Origin of the sequence: Tropicibacter naphthalenivorans (assembly GCF_900176475.1) — a bacterium.
Classification (GTDB): Bacteria; Pseudomonadota; Alphaproteobacteria; order Rhodobacterales; family Rhodobacteraceae; genus Tropicibacter; species Tropicibacter naphthalenivorans.
This window is the reverse complement of the sequence record NZ_FWXX01000007.1, coordinates 32461-52329: the sequence shown is the minus strand read 5'-3', so window position 1 is coordinate 52329 and position 19869 is coordinate 32461. Positions and strand designations below refer to the sequence as shown.

Annotated in this window: 18 protein-coding genes; 11 read left to right on the top strand and 7 right to left on the bottom strand. The window is 65.3% G+C overall.

Annotated elements, in window-relative coordinates; all coding sequences use genetic code 11:
* Positions 1-10 precede the first annotated feature (10 nt).
* The 4 genes from B9A11_RS14650 to meaB all read right to left on the bottom strand — a co-directional run bounded on the left by B9A11_RS14650 (position 11) and on the right by meaB (position 2390).
* Positions 11-499 (bottom strand): copper chaperone PCu(A)C, encoded by a 489-nt coding sequence (locus B9A11_RS14650; protein WP_058247312.1) that lies wholly within the window; start codon positions 497-499, stop codon positions 11-13.
* Positions 500-534: 35 nt separating this feature from the next.
* Positions 535-885 (bottom strand): hypothetical protein, encoded by a 351-nt coding sequence (locus B9A11_RS14645; protein ID WP_058247313.1) that lies wholly within the window; start codon positions 883-885, stop codon positions 535-537.
* 111 nt (positions 886-996) lie between these two features.
* Positions 997-1284 carry a 50S ribosomal protein L28 gene (gene rpmB, locus B9A11_RS14640; protein WP_058247314.1) on the bottom strand — a complete coding sequence of 96 codons (288 nt, stop codon included), beginning with the start codon at positions 1282-1284 and terminating at the stop codon, positions 997-999.
* Positions 1285-1415: 131 nt separating this feature from the next.
* Positions 1416-2390 (bottom strand): methylmalonyl Co-A mutase-associated GTPase MeaB, encoded by a 975-nt coding sequence (meaB, locus tag B9A11_RS14635; RefSeq protein WP_058247315.1) that lies wholly within the window; start codon positions 2388-2390, stop codon positions 1416-1418.
* A 186-nt stretch (positions 2391-2576) separates the two neighbouring features.
* Between meaB and B9A11_RS14630 the strand changes: the two genes are divergently transcribed.
* From B9A11_RS14630 to B9A11_RS14620, 3 genes are all read left to right on the top strand, one after another.
* A complete protein-coding gene (locus B9A11_RS14630; protein ID WP_058247316.1) occupies positions 2577-4262 on the top strand; it encodes a calcium-binding protein in 1686 nt (561 codons plus the stop codon).
* Between the two features lie 39 nt (positions 4263-4301).
* Entirely contained in the window at positions 4302-6743 is a 2442-nt protein-coding gene (gene hrpB / locus B9A11_RS14625; protein ID WP_058247317.1) for an ATP-dependent helicase HrpB, read from the top strand.
* A gap of 116 nt (positions 6744-6859) precedes the next feature.
* On the top strand, positions 6860-7066 hold the full coding sequence (locus B9A11_RS14620) for a hypothetical protein (RefSeq protein ID WP_058247318.1): 207 nt from the start codon (positions 6860-6862) through the stop codon (positions 7064-7066).
* 47 nt (positions 7067-7113) lie between these two features.
* Here the strand turns inward: B9A11_RS14620 and argF are convergent, their stop codons facing one another.
* Positions 7114-8040, bottom strand: coding sequence for an ornithine carbamoyltransferase (gene argF / locus B9A11_RS14615; RefSeq protein WP_058247319.1), 927 nt, complete (start codon positions 8038-8040; stop codon positions 7114-7116).
* A gap of 26 nt (positions 8041-8066) precedes the next feature.
* Positions 8067-9239 carry an aspartate aminotransferase family protein gene (locus B9A11_RS14610; RefSeq protein ID WP_058247320.1) on the bottom strand — a complete coding sequence of 391 codons (1173 nt, stop codon included), beginning with the start codon at positions 9237-9239 and terminating at the stop codon, positions 8067-8069.
* Positions 9240-9487: 248 nt separating this feature from the next.
* Between B9A11_RS14610 and queF the strand changes: the two genes are divergently transcribed.
* From queF to B9A11_RS14590, 4 genes are read left to right on the top strand one after another with little or no spacing between them, the layout of a single operon-like run.
* On the top strand, positions 9488-9952 hold the full coding sequence (queF, locus tag B9A11_RS14605) for a preQ(1) synthase (protein ID WP_058247321.1): 465 nt from the start codon (positions 9488-9490) through the stop codon (positions 9950-9952).
* Between the two features lie 53 nt (positions 9953-10005).
* Positions 10006-10983, top strand: a complete 978-nt coding sequence (locus B9A11_RS14600; protein WP_058247322.1) for a membrane dipeptidase — start codon at positions 10006-10008, stop codon at positions 10981-10983.
* 47 nt (positions 10984-11030) lie between these two features.
* Entirely contained in the window at positions 11031-12638 is a 1608-nt protein-coding gene (locus B9A11_RS14595) for a hypothetical protein (protein ID WP_058247323.1), read from the top strand.
* On the top strand, positions 12635-13144 hold the full coding sequence (locus tag B9A11_RS14590) for a hypothetical protein (RefSeq protein ID WP_143595893.1): 510 nt from the start codon (positions 12635-12637) through the stop codon (positions 13142-13144). Before B9A11_RS14595 ends, B9A11_RS14590 begins: the two co-directional genes overlap by 4 nt.
* Positions 13145-13150: 6 nt before the next feature.
* Here the strand turns inward: B9A11_RS14590 and truA are convergent, their stop codons facing one another.
* Positions 13151-13918, bottom strand: coding sequence for a tRNA pseudouridine(38-40) synthase TruA (gene truA, locus B9A11_RS14585; protein ID WP_058247325.1), 768 nt, complete (start codon positions 13916-13918; stop codon positions 13151-13153).
* Positions 13919-14106: 188 nt separating this feature from the next.
* On the opposite strand from truA, the gene B9A11_RS14580 reads away from it, so the two are divergent.
* The 4 genes from B9A11_RS14580 (at position 14107) to B9A11_RS14565 (ending at position 19858) form a co-directional block, all read left to right on the top strand.
* Positions 14107-15531, top strand: coding sequence for a YcjX family GTP-binding protein (locus tag B9A11_RS14580; RefSeq protein ID WP_058247326.1), 1425 nt, complete (start codon positions 14107-14109; stop codon positions 15529-15531).
* Positions 15528-16007, top strand: a complete 480-nt coding sequence (locus tag B9A11_RS14575) for a GNAT family N-acetyltransferase (RefSeq protein ID WP_058247327.1) — start codon at positions 15528-15530, stop codon at positions 16005-16007. The genes B9A11_RS14580 and B9A11_RS14575 overlap by 4 nt, the downstream gene beginning before the upstream one ends.
* Positions 16004-17005, top strand: a complete 1002-nt coding sequence (locus B9A11_RS14570; protein ID WP_058247328.1) for a YcjF family protein — start codon at positions 16004-16006, stop codon at positions 17003-17005. The genes B9A11_RS14575 and B9A11_RS14570 overlap by 4 nt, the downstream gene beginning before the upstream one ends.
* 114 nt (positions 17006-17119) lie before the next feature.
* Positions 17120-19858 (top strand): DUF2339 domain-containing protein, encoded by a 2739-nt coding sequence (locus B9A11_RS14565; protein WP_058247329.1) that lies wholly within the window; start codon positions 17120-17122, stop codon positions 19856-19858.
* Positions 19859-19869: the final 11 nt, after the last annotated feature.

Here is a 19869-nt window from a genome sequence, read left to right as displayed (position 1 = left end):
ATTTAGAAAATCAGTTCGACGGCTTCATCGCGCCATTCATCGCACCGTGCTTCATCCCACCGCCGTGCATCGGCTTGCGCTCCAGATCGACGGGCACATCCACCACGATCTCACCGGCGTTTTCGAACACCAGCGTCAGCGCAAAGCTCTCGCCCTGAACAAACGGTGCGTTCAGCCCCATGAACATAACGTGATCGCCACCGCGCGCCAAGGCATGAGTCTCACCCGCCGGAATGGCAAAGCCCTCCTCCACGTGCACCATCTTCATAATGCCGTCGCCCATGTCCTTGTGCGTGTGCAGCTCCACCCGCTTGGACACATCGGCGCGCGCGTCGATCAAGCGGTCCGCCGCATCGCCGGTGTTCTCGATCATCATGAATGCCGCACCGGCCATGGTGTTGGCGGCGCGCGCATAGGGGTCTTTCACCACGATATCGGCCAGCGCAGGCACAGCGGTCATCATCAGGGCAGCGCCCGCGATCAAAAAGGTCGGTTTCATCAGTCTATCCTTCGTTGATTTGAAAATAAGGGATTTCAAACCAAGGAAGGCGGCCCCCGTGCCACGGCATTTGGGGCCACACGCCCGCCAGACCGGGACGAACGGGCCTCGGCAGGCGCAGCAAGCCAAACCCCTTGCGGGGCCGTCAGGACGAATCCTTCGCCAAGCCCCACGAACAGCGACAAGGCGCAGTCGGGGCACAGATGCGCCGGGGCGGTCGGCTGGCCGTCGGCATCGACGGGAACGATCTGCAAGACGCCACCGGCACACAGGGCCATAGTCCCCACAGGCGCAGCCTGCCCGCGCGCGACGGCCATCGACAGGCTCGTCACGGCCAACATCAGCGCCAGCAGAACACCGGCAAAGGGGCGCGCAAATCTTTTCATCAATCCCGATATAATCCCTGCCGCCGCAAAGCGCACGCGACAAATGGAAACAGCCCCGCAGTCGATCTGACCACGGGGCTGAACAAAAAACCGTAAAGGTTTCTCAAAGACTTAGGCGGCTGCCTGGGCCTTTGCGATCTCTTTCTTGAGCTTCAGAGCGCGGTCCGAAAGCTCGACGTCCTTGGCTTTTGCCAGGAACTTGTCCAGACCACCGCGGTGGTCGACCGAACGCAGGGCGTGCGCAGAGATGCGCAGCTTGACACCGCGACCGAGGGTCTCGGACTGCAGGGTCACATCGTTCAGGTTGGGCAAGTAACGACGCTTGGTTTTGTTGTTGGCGTGGCTGACATTGTTGCCAACCATCGGGCCTTTACCGGTCAGTTCGCAAACACGCGACATAGGTTTATCCTCATCCTCTGGGGCGAGGCCCCATGAGGTAGCCTTGCCAATATGCAAGGGCGCCGCGATGGCGCCCTGAATCTTGTCGGGTCGCAATAGACTCACCCGAGCGTGCCGTCAAGCCTCGAGCGCTATTCCATCATCAGATGTTCGCGCAAAAGCTCTTCTGCCGCCGCAGAAGGCGTCAAAGCGCCGTCTTCCACCTGCCCGGCCAGCGCTTTCATCGCGCCTTTGACCGGCTCGCGGGTCAGACGGGCCAGCAGACGCTCGCGCACTTCGGCCTCAAACCAGAATCGGGCCTGGGCGGCGCGGCGCGCGTCAAAGTTGCCACTTTCATGCCGCCACGTGTTCAACGCCTGCATCTCTTCCCACGCCTTTTCCAGCCCGTTTTCCTCGATCGCCGAGACTGTCAGCGCCTTGGGAAAGCCTTCGGGGTCTTGGGGACGTTTGCGCAACAACCGCAGAGCGCCAGCGTAATCGGCACAGGTCCGGATCGCCTGCGGTTTCAGATCACCGTCGGCCTTGTTGATCAGCAGAATGTCGGCCATCTCCATGATGCCGCGCTTGACCCCTTGCAGCTCGTCGCCGCCCGCCGGGGCCAGCAGCAACAAGAACAGGTCGGCCATCTCGGCCACCATGGTCTCGGATTGGCCGACGCCCACCGTCTCGATGAGAATCACGTCGAAATTCGCCGCTTCGCACAGATCAATCGCCTCACGCGTGCGGCGCGCCACGCCCCCCAGCTGGCTTTGCGAGGGCGACGGGCGGATAAAGGCGTTGCGCTCGCGCACCAAGCGTTCCATCCGGGTCTTATCCCCAAGGATTGACCCGCCCGAGCGCGCCGAACTGGGGTCCACCGCCAATACGGCGACCTTCAGCCCCAGCCCTGTCAGCATACAGCCAAACGCCTCGATAAAGGTGGATTTCCCCACCCCCGGCGTGCCCGACAGACCGATGCGCAAGGCTTGGCGGCCATGACCGCGCAAGCTTTCCAACAGCGCCAAGGCCTGTTCGCGGTGATCGCCGCGCCCGCTTTCGACCAAGGTGATCGCCCGCGCCAAGGCCCGGCGGTTCCCGGCCAAGATCTGCTCTGCCATGTCCTGCATCGTCGTCCCCCTAAATACCGGGCGCTTTGTGCCTTGAGGGGCGCGCGCTGTCCAGTGACCGCTGGACGCAGGGGCGCCGCGCCGCGTGGCGGCGAAGTTTATATAAAATCTTAATTTGCCAAGATTTCGCCCCATTGCCCTGCGATCACGCCATAATCTGCCACAACCCACAGGACATGCTGCCCCATGACCACGCTCGCCGGACTGAACCGCCTTTTGGACTATATCCGCCTCGATCCCGGCCTTGCGGCCTCTGCCCCGCAGGCGGACATTGACGCAGGGCTTGCGGCGGCGGAGCGGATCAACACCCTGATCGCCCAAGGGATCGACACGCTGGGGCTGAACGCCGATGGCGACATCTCTGCCGATGACGTGCGGGCCATCAGCGACTGGATTCGCGCCGATGCCACGCGGCTGGCCGAGTTTACCGAGGCCCACGGCGACGACACCCGCATGGGCGAGACCGGCTTTCACCTGATCCAGAACGATGGCGCGACCCTGCGTTTTCAGGGCAAGAACATGGTCAACCGCGTGATCGACGGCATCTATCACATCGGGTTCGACTATTCGGACGGGCGCTTTGTCAACGAAGACGGCAACCAGAACGAAGAGGTCGCGCGCATCGCGGGCTGGCTCAACCACCTTGTGAACGACGTCAACACCCTGACGGGCACCGATGGCGATGACCTCGTGCGCAGCGGCACCTACTCGGCCGAGGTGGCCGAAGCCGCGCATGAGCTGTTCACGGTGGGGCTTGGCAATGACACCGTGCGGGCGGGCACCGGCAACGACACCGTTCTGGGCGGGGCGGGCAGCGACCGGATCAACGGCCAGACCGGCGACGATTCGCTGCTGGGCGAGGACGGCAACGACAACCTCTTTGGCCAGGATGGCGCCGACACCTTGCTGGGCGGGGCGGGCAGCGACACGCTGCGCGGCGGTGATGGCGACGATCAGATCGCGGGCGGCGCGGACAATGACATTATCCGGGGCGGCCTCGGCCACGACCTGATGCGGGGCGAAGACGGGCGCGACGTGATCCGTGGCCACCTTGGCGACGACACCGCCGACGGCGGCGCGGGCAATGACGTGCTCGTGGGTGACGATGGCAACGACCTGCTGCTCGGGGGTGCGGGCTTTGACAACCTGCGCGGCGGCGCGGGCGACGACACCATGATCGGCGGCACCGAAAACGACCGGCTCATCGGTGGCAGCGGTAACGACCAACTGCTGGGCGAAGACGGCCATGACTACCTGTTCGGGGGCGACGGGGCCGACAGCCTGATCGGCGATGCGGGCAATGACCGCATGAACGGCAACACCGGCGATGATGTGATGGACGGCGGCGCGGGGCGCGACACCCTGTTCGGCGCGGATGGCAACGACAGCCTCTTGGCCGGGGCAGACGACGACCGCGCCAGCGGCGGCGATGGCGATGACCAGATCAGCGGCGGGCTGGGCGATGACATCCTGCGGGGCAACGATGGCAACGACCTGATCGCAGGCGATGCCGGGGCCGACACGATCCACGGCGGCGCCGGGTCCGACACGCTGTCTGGCGGCGCCGGGGCCGACCTGATCACCCTGTGGGACAGCGACGAGGCGACCGACGTGCTCATCTTCAACGCCGGCGACAGCACCACCGCCGAGATGGACACCGTGCGCGGTTTTGAATCCGGGCAAGACCTGATCGACCTCACCGGGTTTGGCGCGCTAAGCTTTATCGGCGACCTCGCCTTTGACGGTACCGCGGCAGTGCGTTTCAAGGATAAGCAGCTGCAAATCGACACCGACGGCGACGGCACGGCGGATTTCGAGGCGCACCTCAAATGGCTGAGCAGCCTGACCGTAGACGATTTCATCTTCGCCTGACCTATTGCCGCGCCCCCTCCCCTTGTGGATAAGGGGCGCGTGACACAGACCCTGCCCATAGACGCCGCCCTGCCCGAACTGCTGAGCGCCCTGCGGACGCGCAATCGCGCGGTGCTGCAAGCGCCCCCCGGCGCGGGCAAAACCACCCGTGTGCCGCTGGCCCTGCTGGACGCGGGGCTGGCGCAAGGGCGCATCGTCATGCTGGAGCCGCGCCGTCTGGCCGCCCGCGCCGCCGCCGCCCGCATGGCCGAAACCTTGGGCGAAAAGCCGGGCGAAACCGTGGGTTACCGGATCCGAGGCGAATCCCGAACCTCCAAGAACACCCGCATTGAAGTGGTCACCGAAGGCATCCTGACCCGGATGATCCAGTCCGACCCGGACCTGCCGGGCATCGGCGCGGTGATCTTTGACGAATTCCACGAACGCTCTCTGAACGCCGATCTGGGGCTGGCGCTGTGCCTGGAAATCACCGAGGCGCTGCGCGACGATCTGATGCTGATCGCCATGTCCGCCACGCTTGACGCCGCGCCCGTGGCCGCGCTGATGGACGCGCCGACCGTGACGTCCGAAGGGCGCGCCTTTCCGGTGGAGCCCATCTGGCTGGACGCCCCCCGCCCCAAACGTCAACGGTTCGAAGAGGGCATGTCCGAGCTGATCCTGCACGCCTTGTCGCAGACCACCGGTGGGCTCTTGGCCTTTTTGCCGGGCGAAGGCGAAATTCGCCGGACAGAGGCGCTCTTGCGGTCGCGCTTGCCCGCTGGCGTCCACCTGCGCCCGCTGTTCGGCGCGATGGACCTGTTCGCGCAACGCGCCGCGATCCGCCCCGAAACGGACGGTCGCAAGCTGGTTCTGGCCACGTCCATCGCCGAAACTTCGCTGACCATCGAGGATATTCGCGTCGTGGTGGACGGCGGGCTTGCCCGGCGCGCGCGGTTCGACCCCGGCTCGGGGATGTCGCGTCTTGTGACCGAACGCGTGACCCGCGCCGAGGCGACACAGCGCGCCGGTCGCGCCGGACGTATCGCGCCGGGGACCGCCTACAAGCTGTGGACCAAGGGTGAAGAAGGCGCGCTAAGCCCCTTTCCTCCTTCGGAAATCGAGGCTGCCGACCTGTCGTCGATGGCTTTGGAATTGGCACTTTGGGGGGCGACGCCCGACCAATTGCCATTCCTCACGCCTCCGCCCGAAGGCGCCTACGCCGAAGCGGTCGCCCTGCTAGAGATGCTCGGCGCGTTGAAAAATGGGCAGATCACGGCGCATGGACGGCAAATTGCAGCGCTTCCGCTGCACCCTCGGCTTGCCCATATGCTACATGTTGCGGGCAAACCTGCGGCAAAACTGGCGGCGCTCTTGTCAGATCGGGACTTCCTCACAGGGGCATCCACAGATTTATCCCCAAGGCTGGAAGCCCTGCAAGATTTGCGCGCGTTTTCCGAGCGCCGCAGCTTTGGCGTCAACCGTCCGGCTTATGAGCGCATTAAGTCCGAGGCGAAACGCCTTGAATCCACGGTGAAAACGCCCTCCGGAGGCCATAGCCCCGCCGAAATGGCCGCTTTGGCCTATCCAGACCGGATCAGCCTGCGCCGCAAAGGCGACGCCGCGCGGTTCCAACTGTCCGGCGGCAAAGGCGCGGTGATGGAGGACAGCGACCCGCTGGCGGGCGAACGTTTGATCGTCGTGACAGACACCGACGGCAACCCGCGCGAGGCCCGCATCCGCCAGGCCATCGCCATCCGCCAATCGGAACTGCGCGGGCTATTTGAACAACAAATTCAATGGCATGACCTTTGCGAATGGTCCAAGCGCGAGCGCCGGGTGATCGCCCGCCAACAGGAACGCTTTGGCGCCATCGCGCTGGATGATCGCCTGTGGAAGGACGCCCCGGACGAGGCCATGGCCCGCGCCATGCTGGACGGTGTGCGCGACCTTGGGATCACGCTGTCCGATGCCGCTCGGCGGTTTTGCGCCCGTGTCGCGCTTGGTCGCGAAGCCGGACACGATTTGCCAGACATGTCGCCCCACGCGCTGATGGAGCAGATCGAAGAGTGGCTTCTGCCCTATCTCAGCGGGGTGAAAACCGCCGCCGATTGGAAGAAATTCGACCTGCTGCCCGCCTTGCGCGCGCGGCTCGATTGGGGGCAGATGCAGGCGCTCGACAGCGCGATTCCGGCGCATTTCACCACGCCTCTGGGACGGCAGATCCCGATTGACTACTCGGGCGAGTATCCGGAAATTTCCCTGCGTCTCCAAGAGCTTTTCGGCCAAAAGACCCATCCGACAGTGGGCCGCACCCCGCTGAAAGTGACCCTGCTAAGCCCCGCGCAGCGCCCGGTTCAGACCACCATGGACCTACCCGGTTTCTGGACCGGATCCTACGCCGATGTGCGCAAGGACATGCGCGCGCGCTACCCGCGCCATCCGTGGCCCGAAGACCCCACCGAGGCCGATCCGACCCTGCGCGCCAAGCCGCGCGGCACCTGACGCGCGCGCGAATTTTCCGCGACATTGCCGCAAAGAGGCCACCAGCGGATAGGGCAATCTTAACAGTTTGGGCGCATGACTCGGGGCGTAACGATGTCCGATGACAGGAGCGTCTGATGCCTAAACTTCTGCCCGAACCCATGGCCACCGCGATGGACAAACCGCAACGTTTCGCCGCCGCGCCCTATCAATTCGGAAGCCATTTTGAACGGCGCGCCGCGCGCAGTCACCCCGCCCAACCGCTGGTCTGGGCCGTGGTTCTGACCTTTGTGCCGTTGTTCTGGATGGTGACCGTGGCGTGGTTCGCCCGCATGGTGTTCTGAAGAAAAAGGCGGGGAAGCCCCGCCCTTTTTATTTCTACGTCAGAGACTTAGACGCCAAGACAATAGCGCATGATCGCCTTTTGCGCGTGCAGACGGTTCTCTGCTTCGTCCCAGATGACCGACTGCGGGCCGTCCATGACTTCCGAGGTGACTTCCTCTTCGCGGTGCGCGGGCAGGCAGTGCATGAACAACGCGTCGGGGCCGGCGGCCTCCATCAGCTTTTGGTTCACCTGGAACGGGCGCAGCATATTGTGGCGACGCTCGCGCGCCGATTGCGCATCGTGCATCGACACCCAAGTGTCCGCGACGATCAGATCGGCGCCCTCGACGGCCTTGAAGGGGTCGCGCTCGATGGTGATTTCACTGCCCGCAGCGCGCGCGAGGCCGACGAACTCCATCTCGGGGTCCAGCTGCACCGGACCGGTGAAGGTCATGTCAAACCCGAACTGCCCCGCCGCATGCAGGAAGGAGGCGCAGACGTTGTTGCCATCGCCGCACCAGACCACCTTCTTGCCCGCGATCGGGCCGCGATGCTCTTCAAACGTTTGAATATCCGCCATAATTTGGCAGGGGTGCGTGCGGTCGGTCAGGCCGTTGATGACCGGAACAGAGGCGTACTCAGCCATCTCCTCCAGCACGCTTTCATCGAAAGTACGGATCATGATCATGTCGACAAAGCGCGACAGAACGCGGGCGGTGTCGGCGATGGTCTCGCCATGACCAAGCTGCATGTCGTTGCCGGACAGCACCATGGTCTGCCCGCCCATCTGCCGCACGCCCACGTCAAAGGACACGCGCGTCCGGGTCGACGGCTTTTCAAAGATCAGCGCGACCATGCGCCCAGCCAGCGGCTGTTCGTCGTCGGGCATCGCTTTGGGGCGACCATTGCGGGCGGTTTTCATCGCCTTGGCGTTGTCGATGATCGACCGCAGGGCGGCCTTGTCAGTTTTGTGAATATCTAGGAAGTGGTTCATATCTTTGTTCTTTTTCTAGGCCCGCGTCAGGCTTCCAGCGCAGAGGCCGCTTGATCGAGGCGGTTGATGGCCTCGGCGATGTCGTCTTCGGTGATGTTCAACGGCGGCAGCAGGCGCACGATATTGTCGGCGGCAGGCACGGTGATGACGCCCTTGTCATAGCCCGCCTTGACCACGTCGCCCGGCGCGATCTTGCAGCGCAGACCCAGCATCAAGCCGGTGCCGCGCACGCTTTCGAACACGTCGGGGTGCGCCGCGACCAAGCCTTCGAGCCGCTGGCGCAGCAGACCCGCGCGGGCGCGCACGCCCTCCAAAAACGCCGGGTCCGCCACGTGGTCGAGCACCGCTTTGCCCACCGCGCAGCCCAACGGGTTGCCGCCGTAGGTCGAGCCGTGGGTGCCCGCAACCATGCCGCTGGCGGCCTCTTCGGTGGCCAGAACCGCGCCCAGCGGAAAGCCCCCGCCGATGCCCTTGGCCACCATCATGATGTCCGGCGAAACCCCGGCCCATTCATGCGCGAACAGCTTGCCGGTCCGGCCCACGCCGCATTGCACCTCGTCGAGGATCAGCAAAATTCCCTTGTCGTCGCAGAGCTTACGCAGCCCTTGCAGACATTGATCGGGCAGCGGACGGATGCCGCCTTCGCCCTGCACCGGCTCGATCAGAATGGCGCAGGTGGTGTCGTTGATCGCCGCATTCAGCGCGTCGTGATCGCCCCACGGCAGGTGCACAAAGCCCGGCAGAACGGGACCAAAACCGCCGATCATCTTGGGCGTACCCGCTGCCGCAATCGCCGCCGAGGACCGCCCATGGAAACAGCCGTCAAAGGTCAGGATCTCGATCTTTTCCGGGTGGCCTTTGTCGTGCCAGTACTTGCGCGCCATCTTGACCGCCAGCTCGCAGGACTCCGTCCCCGAGTTTGTGAAAAAAACCGTATCGGCAAAGGAGTTATCTACCAGCGCGTCGGCCAAGGCCTGCTGCTGCGGGATCTCGTACAGATTGGACACGTGCCACAGGTTCTGCGCCTGATCGGTCAGCGCCTTGACCAGATCGGGGTGCGCGTGGCCCAGCGCGTTCACCGCGATGCCCGCCCCCAGATCAAGGAAACGTCGCCCATTCTCGTCGATCAGCCAGCTGCCTTCGCCTTTGACGAAGTGCAAAGGGGCGCGCGCATAAGTCGGCAGAACAGAAGGGATCATGTCGTTGTCCTTAGAAATAAGAAGCCCGATTGGTGCCAAGGCCCTTGGGGCAAGTCAAGTTTTGTTAGGGGATTTAGACAAAAGGGAACCGGGCGTGTCGCTTGCACGCCATGTCAGAGCTTAGGCTCGTCGGATCTGAGTCGCTTTGGTCATGGCGGCGTGATGCGCCGGGCGCGCGCAAAACGCAAGAGAATTTGTGCGCAGCGCGTGGGCGCGCTAGGTCTCGCGCAGCGGAAAAAGGATAAAATATGAGCGAAGATATTTACTCTGGCCTTCAGCAATTGGGCAAACAGACCGAGGTGCCTTTGGCCCCCGAACAGGCGGTTCTGGAACGGGTGCCCAACCCCGAGGCGGGCACGCGCTATTGCGTGCGCTTCACCGCGCCAGAGTTCACCTCTCTGTGTCCGATGACGGGGCAGCCGGACTTTGCCCATCTGGTGATCGACTATGTCCCCGGCGATTGGCTTGTGGAAAGTAAGTCGTTGAAGCTGTTTCTCTTTTCCTTCCGCAACCACGGCGCCTTTCACGAGGCCTGCACAGTGATGATCGGCAAGCGGATCGTCGATTTGCTTGATCCCGAATGGCTGCGGATCGGCGGCTATTGGTACCCACGCGGCGGCATTCCGATCGATGTGTTCTACCAGACGGGCGAGACCCCGCAGGGGGTGTGGATTCCCGATCAGAACGTGCCGACCTATCGCGGACGTGGTTAACCACTCTTGGTTAATACTGGACGCCGCCGGGGCGCGGGGCTAGCGTCGCGCCCATGGCCGTGCTGATCGACAATCTTCAATACTGCAACTTCTCGGAGAAGATCTTTCGCCAGCTGCGCGAAGGCGGCGTGGACGCGATCCATGTGACCATCGCCTACCACGAATCGTTCCGCGAGATGATCGCGAACCTCGAACGCTGGAACCGCTGGTTCGAGCAGTTTCCGACGCTGATCATGCGCGGAACTCAGGCGCATCACGTGCGAGAGGCCCAGCAAACCCAGCGCACAGCGGTGTTTTTCGGCTTTCAGAACCCCTCGCCCATCGAAGATGACATCGGCCTGATCGAGATCGTCCACCAGCTGGGCGTGCGCTTTATGCAGCTGACGTATAACAACCAAAGCCTGCTGGCGACCGGCTGTTACGAGGATGAGGACAGCGGCTTGACCCGTATGGGCCGCGCTGTGGTGGCCGAAATGAACCGCGTCGGGCTTGTGATCGACATGAGCCACAGCGCCGAACGGTCCACGCTCGATGCGATTGACCACTCGACCCGGCCCATTGCCATCACCCACGCCAACCCCGATTGGTGGCACCCTGCCCTGCGCAACAAATCCGATACGGTCTTGAAAGCACTCACGAATTCCGGTGGGATGCTGGGGTTTTCGCTCTATCCTCACCATCTAAACAACGGCACCAACTGCCGTCTGACAGATTTCTGCGAGATGGTCGCCGAGGCAGCGGACCGCTATGGCGCAGAGAACCTTGGGATCGGCACGGACTTGTGTCAGGACCAGCCCGACAGCGTCGTCGAATGGATGCGCGTGGGGCGCTGGACCAAGGACATCGACTATGGCGAAGGCAGCGCTTCAAACGCCGGTTTCCCGCCCCAGCCTGACTGGTTCAACGACAATCGCGACTGGGATAACCTGCGCGACGGGCTGCGCGAGGTTGGATTTTCCCGACATGAAACCGATGGAATCCTCGGGGAAAACTGGCTGAACTTCTACAAATCCAGCTTTGGGCCCGCCTAGACACAAAAACGCTTTGTCGAATCCACCGGTGGGCGCACACTCGGGATATGAAAGACGGTTTGCCCCCTCTTGCCCCGCTGCGCGCCCCTTCCGAGGTGATGCGCCTGCGCCGCATGGGCGCGATGTTTCCCACGCGCCTGTCCTTTTTGCGGGTGCTGACGCGAGGCTTAGGGGCGCAAGGTGCGCGGCTGATCCGCCCGCTCTGGCAGATCGATGAGCAAGGCCATGGCCACGCGGTCTATACCATCGCGCTTGGCGGACGAGACTACAGCCTTGTGGCGGTGTCCTCGGATTTGCCCGCCGAGATGCGCAGTGACAGGGTGATCGCGACCGCCTGGGACACGGCTTATGTGCTTTATGATGGCCGGCCCGATGCGCCTGAGATCGCGCGGATCGTCGCCCAGGCGCCGCTGCAAGAGGCGGGGCGCTTTACCCCATCCGATCTGGTGCTGTCGCGCGCCAACAAGTCGGTACGGCTGTTCACCCATGTGGTCGAACGGTTGCGCGCCGGAGCGCAGCCGGATGCGGATTTCATAAACGATGTTGGATACTTGATGCGCACGACAGCGGTCTATGGCAACGGCAAGTTCGGCATTGCCGACCGCGCTTTGATCGCCGATCGCCCCGGTCTGTCCGGCCCCTTTGCCGCCGAGATGCTGACCGTCTGGATGATCCGCAATTTCACCCATGATCTGGCCGAACATCTGGGCGGCGCGCAGCTAGACCCTGACCTCAAGCGCCAGCTGGGCATCGGCAATTCAACGGGGCTTGGGATGGCGCCGTTTTTGGTGTCCCATCCAGTGCTTCTGCATCGCTGGATGGCGGCGCGAGAGACCGCTTTGGCGCGGGTCTGCGCCTTGGGCGCTCCTACGAAAACCGAAGAGTTACAGTCTCTTGGGCAACGCGCGGCGGATCACTTGGGCAAGTGGCGCGTGCCTGACTCGGTGCATCAGGCCCGCATTGATCGCCTGCGTGCAGAGTGGCCACGGGTGCAGGCCAGCATGCATCTGTCCCCGGCAGAGATCTTGCGCACCGCCACCGCGCTGTCGCTGGACACCCAAGAGTTGACCGTCGCCCTCTTGCTGGAACCCTTTGGCGCGCTGATCGACGATCTGGCCGACGAGATGTCCGACTGCGCCGCGCCGCAGCCCGTGCCCTTTGCCACGCAAGAGGCGCTGCGCACCGCGATCGAGGCTCATTTCGGGTGGGCTTTGGCCGGCGATTACGCCGCGCCCGACGCCTGCGCCCGGTTCTGGTATGTCTCTGCCGACAAGGATGAGCCGCGTTTGGGCGACCGCCATCGCGACCCCGGCGCGCATCTGGAAAGCCCGTTGGACGTGGCGCGACGGGTGCAGGCGTTGCACCGCGATCTGGGGCGCGGCGATTTGCGCGCGTTTCGGATGGCACACCCTATGCACGAGTTGGCGATTGCGCGGGTGGCCTGTTCCGCGGCGCACCCCTACGCCGAAATCCGTGACAACCTGATCGCCGCCGACTGCCTGCCGATTGATATGCTGCGCTGCAAGCTGTCGTTCTTTGGGGCCACCAAGTTCGACCCCAAGTCTAACCTGTGGACCCGCGTGACCCTGGCCCAAGGGGCGCCCTTGCCGCAGGACTTGGGCACCACTCTTGCGGACGACTGGTGGCTGGCGTGAGCTTTTCCATAAATGAAATCCGGACCTTGTCGTGCAAAGCCGCCGTGGGCGCGGGTTTTCCCCCGGCGCAATCGGACAGCTTTGGCCGGGCGGCGGTGTGGCATTTGGCCCAGGGCGGCGCGGGTGCCGATGTGCTGGCGGCGCTTGACGATCCCGCCGACAGCCCGATCTTGCGGCTGCATTTGCTGCCCGATGACATCTTGCGGGCGCGCGCGCTGGCGGGGCCGGACATGACGCTGAGCCTGCAACCTGGGGACGAAGCGCTTGCGCCCAGCTATGCGAGGCTTGCGGGGATCGGGTTTGCGACGTGTCAGGTTACGCGGGCCAAGAATGCGCCGCCGCGCCTGAACCTCCGTCTCGGGCCAGACGCGGCCCATTTGCCCGCGCGGGTCGAGGTCTCGCCAGAGGTGCTCAGCACGTTGAAAGAGCTGGCCGCGCGCGGCCTGGTCCCCGCGACGCAGGGCGCGCGCGGCGGTGCCGGGGCGGGCGACATCGACAACGACTAAGCCCTTTCAGGCAAAGACATCTTCGGGATAGCCGACGCCAGTCAGGTACAGTCCATCGGGCGGGCAAACCGGCCCGCAGGCGGCGCGGTCACAGGCCTGCAACGCCGCGCGCACCCGGTCCGGCTGCCATGTCCCGGCCCCCACCCGTTCAAGCGTACCAACGATGGAGCGCACTTGATTGTGCAAGAACGACCGCGCGCGCAGGCGGAACTGGATTTCCGGGCCGGCAAAACCTTCGATGCGCTGGATATCGATCTCGTCGATGGTTTTGACCGGGGACTTTGCCTGACACATGACCGAGCGGAAGGTGGTGAAGTCGTGCAGGCCGATGAGGTGCTGGGCGCCTTCGCGCATGGCGTCCACGTCGAGGTCGTGCATGACGCGCCAGACTTGGCCCGTTTCCAACGTCGCGGGAGCGCGGCGCATGAGCAGGCGGAACAGGTAGCGGCGTTCCACCGCGGAAAAGCGCGCGTGCCAATCGTCCGGCACCCGGCGGCAGGCGAGGATGCCCACCGGGTTGGGCTTGAGGTGGTAATTCAGCGCTTCGGACAGGCGGAACGGGTCCCAGTCCTTATCCATGTCGCAATGGGCCACCTGCCCGCGCCCATGTACGCCCGCGTCGGTGCGACCGGCGGCGGCAATGGTGTGATCGCGCGGTTCGAGGCGTGCGAGCGCGGCCTCAATGGCCCCCTGGACCGAGGGCTGGTCGGCTTGCCTTTGCCATCCGGCGAAGGGGCGTCCGTCATATTCCACAAGCAAGGCGTATCTGGGCATGTGGCGGGAGTATCGTTTGGGGCGCGGTTGGGCAAGGGGGCGCTGCCCCCGCTCCTGCGGAGCTCCCCCGGGATATTTTTAAAGAGAAGAAGCGCGAGGGGCGGGATGCGGCCTTTTGGCCCGGGTTCCCCCTAGCGGTGGGGCGACCGGGTGATTAGGTTGGCAGGGCTGTGCAGGAAAGGGCTCTGATGGTCATTGGAACGATTGCGGACACACTGACGCGCGGGGTCGAGAATGTCACCGACACGCTGACGGAGAGCTTTTTCGAGCCGAGCATTCGTTTGGGCGTGACCGGGCTGTCGCGGGCGGGCAAGACGGTGTTCATCACGTCCTTGATCGCGAATATGCTGGATCGGGGGCGGATGCCTCAGCTGGTGGCGGAGCGCGAGGGGCGTTTGTTGACGGCGTTCTTGCAGCCGCAGCCCGACGACACCGTGCCCCGTTTTGACTACGAGAGCCATCTGGCGGCCTTGACCACGCCGGAGCCGGTTTGGCCGGACAGCACGCGGGCGATTTCCGAGCTACGCCTGTCGTTGCGGGTGCGGCCCGTGGGGTTGCTGGCGGGTTTGCAAGGGCCGCGCACGGTACATCTGGACATTATTGATTACCCCGGCGAGTGGCTGCTGGATCTGGGCTTGATGGACAAGAGCTTTGCCCAGTGGTCCGAGCAGATGCTGGGGCGGATGGGGCATTGGCCGGGGGGCGAGGCTTTGGCCGGGCAGTTGTCTGGCGTGGGGGCACAGGAGATGGACGAGGTGCTCGCCAAGCGGTTGGCCGCCGCTTACACCGAGGTGTTGCACGCCGCGCGGGCCGATGGGTTTTCCGATTGCTCGCCGGGGCGGTTCCTGCTGCCGGGCGAGATGGAGGGATCGCCGGTGTTGACCTTTGCGCCCCTGCCCTTGGTCGAGCAACCTGCGCGCAAGTCGCTGTACCGCGAGTTTGAGCGGCGGTTTGAAGCCTACAAGGCCAAGGTGGTACGCCCGTTTTTCCGCGATCATTTCAGCCGGATCGACCGGCAGATCGTCTTGGTCGATGCCTTGGGCGCGATCCACGCCGGGCCGCGCGCGGTCGAAGATCTGCGCCAGACGCTGGCCGATATCCTGACGGCCTTTCGCCCCGGCGGGAATGCTTTTTTGTCGCAGCTGTTGCGCGGCAAGCGGGTGGAGAAGATCCTCTTTGCCGCCACCAAGGCCGACCATCTGCACCACACCCAGCACCCCCGTCTGACCGCCATCATGGAGGCGCTGACGCGCGATGCCCGCGACCGGGCGCGCTTTGCCGGGGCCGAGACGCAGGCGCTGTCGCTGGCCGCTTTGCGCGCCACCACCGAGCAAGTGATTAACCACGGTGGGCGCGATCTGGCCTGTGTGCGTGGGGCCTTGCTGAACGCCGACGGGACGCGCGGCAAGCAGGCGGCGTTTTACCCCGGTGAGCTGCCCGAAGACCCCGGCCACCTCTTGGCGCCGGCGCGGCAGGGCGCGGAAAAGTGGCTGGATACCGACTACAAGGTCATGCGTTTTGCCCCGGCCCCGTTGTCGCTGAAACCGGGCGAAGGGCCGCCGCATATCCGCCTTGACCGGGCGGCGCAGTTCCTGTTCGGAGACCGGCTATGAGCGACGTTTGGCTGCGGCCCGCGCGCAGCACCGATGCGGGCAAGATCGGCGATATGATGACGCAAACGGTGCGCGCGCATCGCTGGAAACCGCGCCTGTATACCGGCGCGCAGGACATCGCCCACGCCGGGGAAATGATCGACCGGGGCTGGGTGACGGTGCTGGTGCGGGGTGACATCGTCAGCGGATTTATCGCGCTGGAAGACGGCTATATCCACGGGTTGTTCCTGCGGGACGATGCGCAGGGCGCAGGACTTGGAGTGGTTTTGTTGAACCATGCCAAAGAGTTGCACGAGACGCTCGACCTTTGGGCGTTCCAGTCCAACCGCCGCGCGCGCAAGTTCTATGAACGCGAAGGATTTGTCGAAATCGAACGGGGCATCGGCAAGACCAACGACGAAGGCCTGTCGGACATTCATTATCGCTGGACGCGCCCCAAAGCGCCGCCGCAGCCCCCCGCAAAGGACCAAGCATGACCAATCCCAAAGGCCCCGTCCTGATCGACCTCGAAGACGAGAGCGGCGCGCCCTCGCCCTCCGACGCGCCCCCGGTGCCGGAGATCACGCCCGAGTTGCCCAAGGGGCAGGCCATGGCGACCGTTGCGGCCTTGGCGGCGCGGCCCCCGTCGCGGCTCGCGCGGTGGTTCTGGCGGCTTTTGCTGGCGCTGGTGGGGACGTTGATCTCGCTGGCGGCATGGAATTTTGCCACCGGTTTGATTGCCGCGAACCCGATTTTGGGCTGGGCGGTAAGCGCGCTTATCGCGGCCTTTGTGCTGGTCTGCGGGATGATCGCCGTTAAGGAAATCGCCGCCTTCGCGCGGCTGGCCAAGATCGACAGCCTGCACCGCATGGCCGACAGCGCTTTGGCGGACGACGACCTGGGCCAAGCGCGCAAGCTGACGGGGCAGTTGGCCGCGCTCTATGCCGGGCGCGAGGACACCCGCTGGGGCCGCGAAAAGCTGCGCGAGCGGCAGGACGAGATCTTTGACGCAAGCGGGTTAATCGCCCACGCCGAAACCAGCCTGCTGGCCCCCTTGGACCTTGCCGCGCGGCGCGAGGTCGAGGCCGCCGCGCGGCAGGTCGCCACGGTCACGGCGCTGGTGCCCTTGGCGCTGGCGGATGTGGTGGCGGCGATGACGGCGAACCTGCGGATGATCCGGCGCATTGCCGAGATTTACGGCGGGCGGTCCGGCACCTTGGGCAGTCTGCGGCTGACCCGCGCGGTCATGAGCCATCTGGTGGCGACCGGTGCTGTGGCCGTGGGCGACGACATGCTGGAGCCGATCCTTGGCGGCGGCATCCTTGGCAAGCTCTCGCGCCGCTTTGGCGAAGGCATGGTGAACGGCGCTCTCACTGCCCGCGTCGGCGTCGCTGCGATCGAGGTCTGCCGCCCGCTGCCTTTCGTGGCGTCGAAACGGCCTTCGGTCCGGTCGATCATCCGCACGGCGCTGGCGGGGCTGGTGGCCAAGGACTAAGCACCCAGTCTAAGCGCCCCGGTCAAAGGGTCTGGCTAAGGGTCTGGAATTCCGCGCTTCCCCTTGCGCCCGAGGGTGATTACTCTTTGCCCAAAAATTGCAAGGGATGGCCGAGTGGAAGAGTTCTTGATCACGCTATTGGCGCTTGTGGCCTTGGCGATCCCGGTGTCGATCATTGTTTTGATCGTGATGACTGTCAGCACACGGCGCACGCTGCGGCGGGTGCAAGAGCGGCTGGCGATCCTCGAAGGGCGCGCGCCTGCGCCCAAGGGTGAGGCTGGGGCTGAGGCCGCGCCGGTTCACCCACAGCCGATTCCGGACACGCCCGCCAAGCCTGCGCCCATCGCCGGGGCCGCGCCCGAGCCCTCCTCGTCGACCCCGTGGGCCCAAGCGCCGCGCCCGCACCTTCAGCCCGCGCCCCAAGGCCCGACCGTTTTCCGCGCAGACCGCGCGGCGGCGCTGGCCAAATGGCTGTTTCAGAACTGGTTCTACGCCATCGCCGCCGTGTCCCTCGCGCTGGCGGGGATTTTCCTTGTGCAATACGGCATCGAGGCGGGGGTGCTCTCGCCGACCCTGCGGGTCGTCTCGGCCCTTCTGTTCGGCGGCGCGCTGATCGCCGGGGGCGAGGTCATCCGCCGCCGGTTCGGCGACAGCGAGGCCAGCGCCACCGCCTATTTGCCCGCGGTTCTGGCCGGGGCGGGGCTGGTGTCGATGATGGGCGGCGTGGTGTCGGCCCGTGTCCTCTATGACCTGATCGCGCCCGGGGTGGCGCTGATCGCGCTGGCGGGGATCGCCTTTGGCGGTTTGCTGCTGGGGTGGCTGCATGGGCCTTTGCTGGCGGCCATTGGCTTGATCGGAGGCATGGCCGCGCCGTTCCTTGTGGGCGGGGACAGCGACACGCCAGAGATGCTGTTCGCCTATTTCGCGCTGCTGACGGCGCTTGGGCTTGGGATCGACACGCTGCGCCGCTGGGCGTGGGTGTCGGTGCTGGCGCTGGGGCTTGGCGTCGGCGCGGGCTGGCTCTTGGCGCTTGGCGGCACCGATGACAGCTTTGCCATCAGCTTTGCGCTGTATGCCGCGGCGCTGGTTGTCGCGGCCGTGCTGATCCCGGCGCGCGCGCTGTGGCCCGACCACGCTGGCCCCACCTTGCTGCAAGCGGTGAAAACGCGCCAGTGGCCGATCTTTCCGGTGCGGCTGGCGGCGGGGGCGATGCTCAGCGCCGCGCTGATCTGGGTCTTGGGCGCGCATTTTTCGACCCTTGTATGGTGGAACACTCTGGCGCTCACCTCCGGCATGGCGGTGCTGATGATCGCGTGGTCGCGGCGCGCGCCGGGGCTGTCGGACCTGACCGTGTTGCCTGTTCTGGCGCTGCTGGCCCTCGTTGCGCTCCCCGATTGGACCGCTGATCTGCGCCGGACCATCACAGAGACCCTGACCAACCGCGAAGGCGAGACGGAAACGCGGATGCTGTGGCAGGTGACCTGGGTGCTGCTGGCGGGCGTGCTGCCAAGCCTCGCGGCCTATATCCGGTCGCGGCAAGGCGCGCCCTTTGCCGCCGCTTGGGCCGGGGCCGCCGCCCTGATCGCGCCGCTGGTGGGTGTCGCGCTGGAAATCGCCTGGCAGCCGTCCGAGATCATCGGCACCTATCCTTGGGCTTTGCATGTGCTGGGGCTGGCCGCCGGGATGACCTTTGCGGCCGAGCGTTTTGCCCGCGTCGATGGCGCGGATCGCCTGCGGGTGTCGCTCATGGCTTTGTCGGCGCTGGGGTGCGTGAGCTTTGCCCTCGGGATCATGCTGACCGAGACCGCGCTGACGCTGGCGATTGCCGCCACGATCCTTGCAGCCGCCGCGCTGGACCGGCGGTTCGCCCTGCCGCTGATGGAGTGGTATATCGCCGCCGGGGTGATCGGGCTGGGCTACCGCTTGGTGGTCGATCCGGGGCTGGACTGGGCGGTGGACGCGGCCATCCCGCAGGTGCTGCTGGCCTATGGCGGCAGTTTGGCGGCGCTGCTGGCGGGGCTGGTGATCCTGCCTGCGCAGCGCCCACGCGCCCGCGCCTACCTGGAAAGCGCCGCCTGGTCGGTGGGCGGCATGACCGCCTCTCTGGTCTGTTTCCGCGCGATCGAGTCTTGGGCGAGCGTCAAGGGCGCCGAGACGACCCACTGGGCGATTGGCCTGCATCTGGCGATCTGGCTGGGCGTCGCCTTGGCGCAGCTGGACCGGCTGCGCATGGGCGGGGCGATGCGCTGGCTGCGGCTGGGGCTTGCCGGGGTCTTTGGCCTGATGGCGCTGGGGCTGCTGGCGCTGCTGGTGACGCTGGCGAACCCGCTGCTGGTGGACGAATTCTTTGCCACCAACAACCGCGTGCTTGGCCCGCCGCTGGTCAACACCCTCGCCCCCGCCTTTCTGCTGCCCGCGCTGGTGCTGCTGGCGGCGGCGTGGCGGCTGGGGCATCTGCGGCGCTGGCTGCGCATTGGCTTTGCGCTGCTGGGCGGGACGATGGCGGTCTACTGGGCCGCGTTGGTGATCCGCCACGGCTGGAACGGCGGGGACGGTGTCGTCGCCCGCCGCGGCTTTACCCAGCCCGAGCTGTATACCTACACCGTGGCCCTGCTGCTGACCGGCGCGCTGCTGTTTTACCAGGCGCTGGCCCGCAAGTCCGACAGGCTGCGCCGCATTGGCGTGGTGGTCATCGGGCTGGCGGTGGCCAAGGTCTTCCTGATCGACATCTCGGGGCTGACGGGGCTGACGCGGGTGTTTTCCTTTCTCTTGCTGGGGCTGTCGCTGGCGGGGCTGGCGTGGCTCAACCGGTGGGTGCAGACCCGCGCGCGGCGAAGCGCTATGCCGCAGTGACCCCGGCCCGC

Coding starts and splice junctions, on each gene's coding strand:
- B9A11_RS14650 (WP_058247312.1), bottom strand. CDS start 499: ATGAAACCGACCTTTTTGATCGCGGGCGCTGCCCTGATGATGACCGCT.
- B9A11_RS14645 (WP_058247313.1), bottom strand. CDS start 885: ATGAAAAGATTTGCGCGCCCCTTTGCCGGTGTTCTGCTGGCGCTGATG.
- rpmB (WP_058247314.1), bottom strand. CDS start 1,284: ATGTCGCGTGTTTGCGAACTGACCGGTAAAGGCCCGATGGTTGGCAAC.
- meaB (WP_058247315.1), bottom strand. CDS start 2,390: ATGCAGGACATGGCAGAGCAGATCTTGGCCGGGAACCGCCGGGCCTTG.
- B9A11_RS14630 (WP_058247316.1), top strand. CDS start 2,577: ATGACCACGCTCGCCGGACTGAACCGCCTTTTGGACTATATCCGCCTC.
- B9A11_RS14620 (WP_058247318.1), top strand. CDS start 6,860: ATGCCTAAACTTCTGCCCGAACCCATGGCCACCGCGATGGACAAACCG.
- argF (WP_058247319.1), bottom strand. CDS start 8,040: ATGAACCACTTCCTAGATATTCACAAAACTGACAAGGCCGCCCTGCGG.
- B9A11_RS14610 (WP_058247320.1), bottom strand. CDS start 9,239: ATGATCCCTTCTGTTCTGCCGACTTATGCGCGCGCCCCTTTGCACTTC.
- queF (WP_058247321.1), top strand. CDS start 9,488: ATGAGCGAAGATATTTACTCTGGCCTTCAGCAATTGGGCAAACAGACC.
- B9A11_RS14600 (WP_058247322.1), top strand. CDS start 10,006: ATGGCCGTGCTGATCGACAATCTTCAATACTGCAACTTCTCGGAGAAG.
- B9A11_RS14595 (WP_058247323.1), top strand. CDS start 11,031: ATGAAAGACGGTTTGCCCCCTCTTGCCCCGCTGCGCGCCCCTTCCGAG.
- truA (WP_058247325.1), bottom strand. CDS start 13,918: ATGCCCAGATACGCCTTGCTTGTGGAATATGACGGACGCCCCTTCGCC.
- B9A11_RS14580 (WP_058247326.1), top strand. CDS start 14,107: ATGGTCATTGGAACGATTGCGGACACACTGACGCGCGGGGTCGAGAAT.
- B9A11_RS14575 (WP_058247327.1), top strand. CDS start 15,528: ATGAGCGACGTTTGGCTGCGGCCCGCGCGCAGCACCGATGCGGGCAAG.
- B9A11_RS14570 (WP_058247328.1), top strand. CDS start 16,004: ATGACCAATCCCAAAGGCCCCGTCCTGATCGACCTCGAAGACGAGAGC.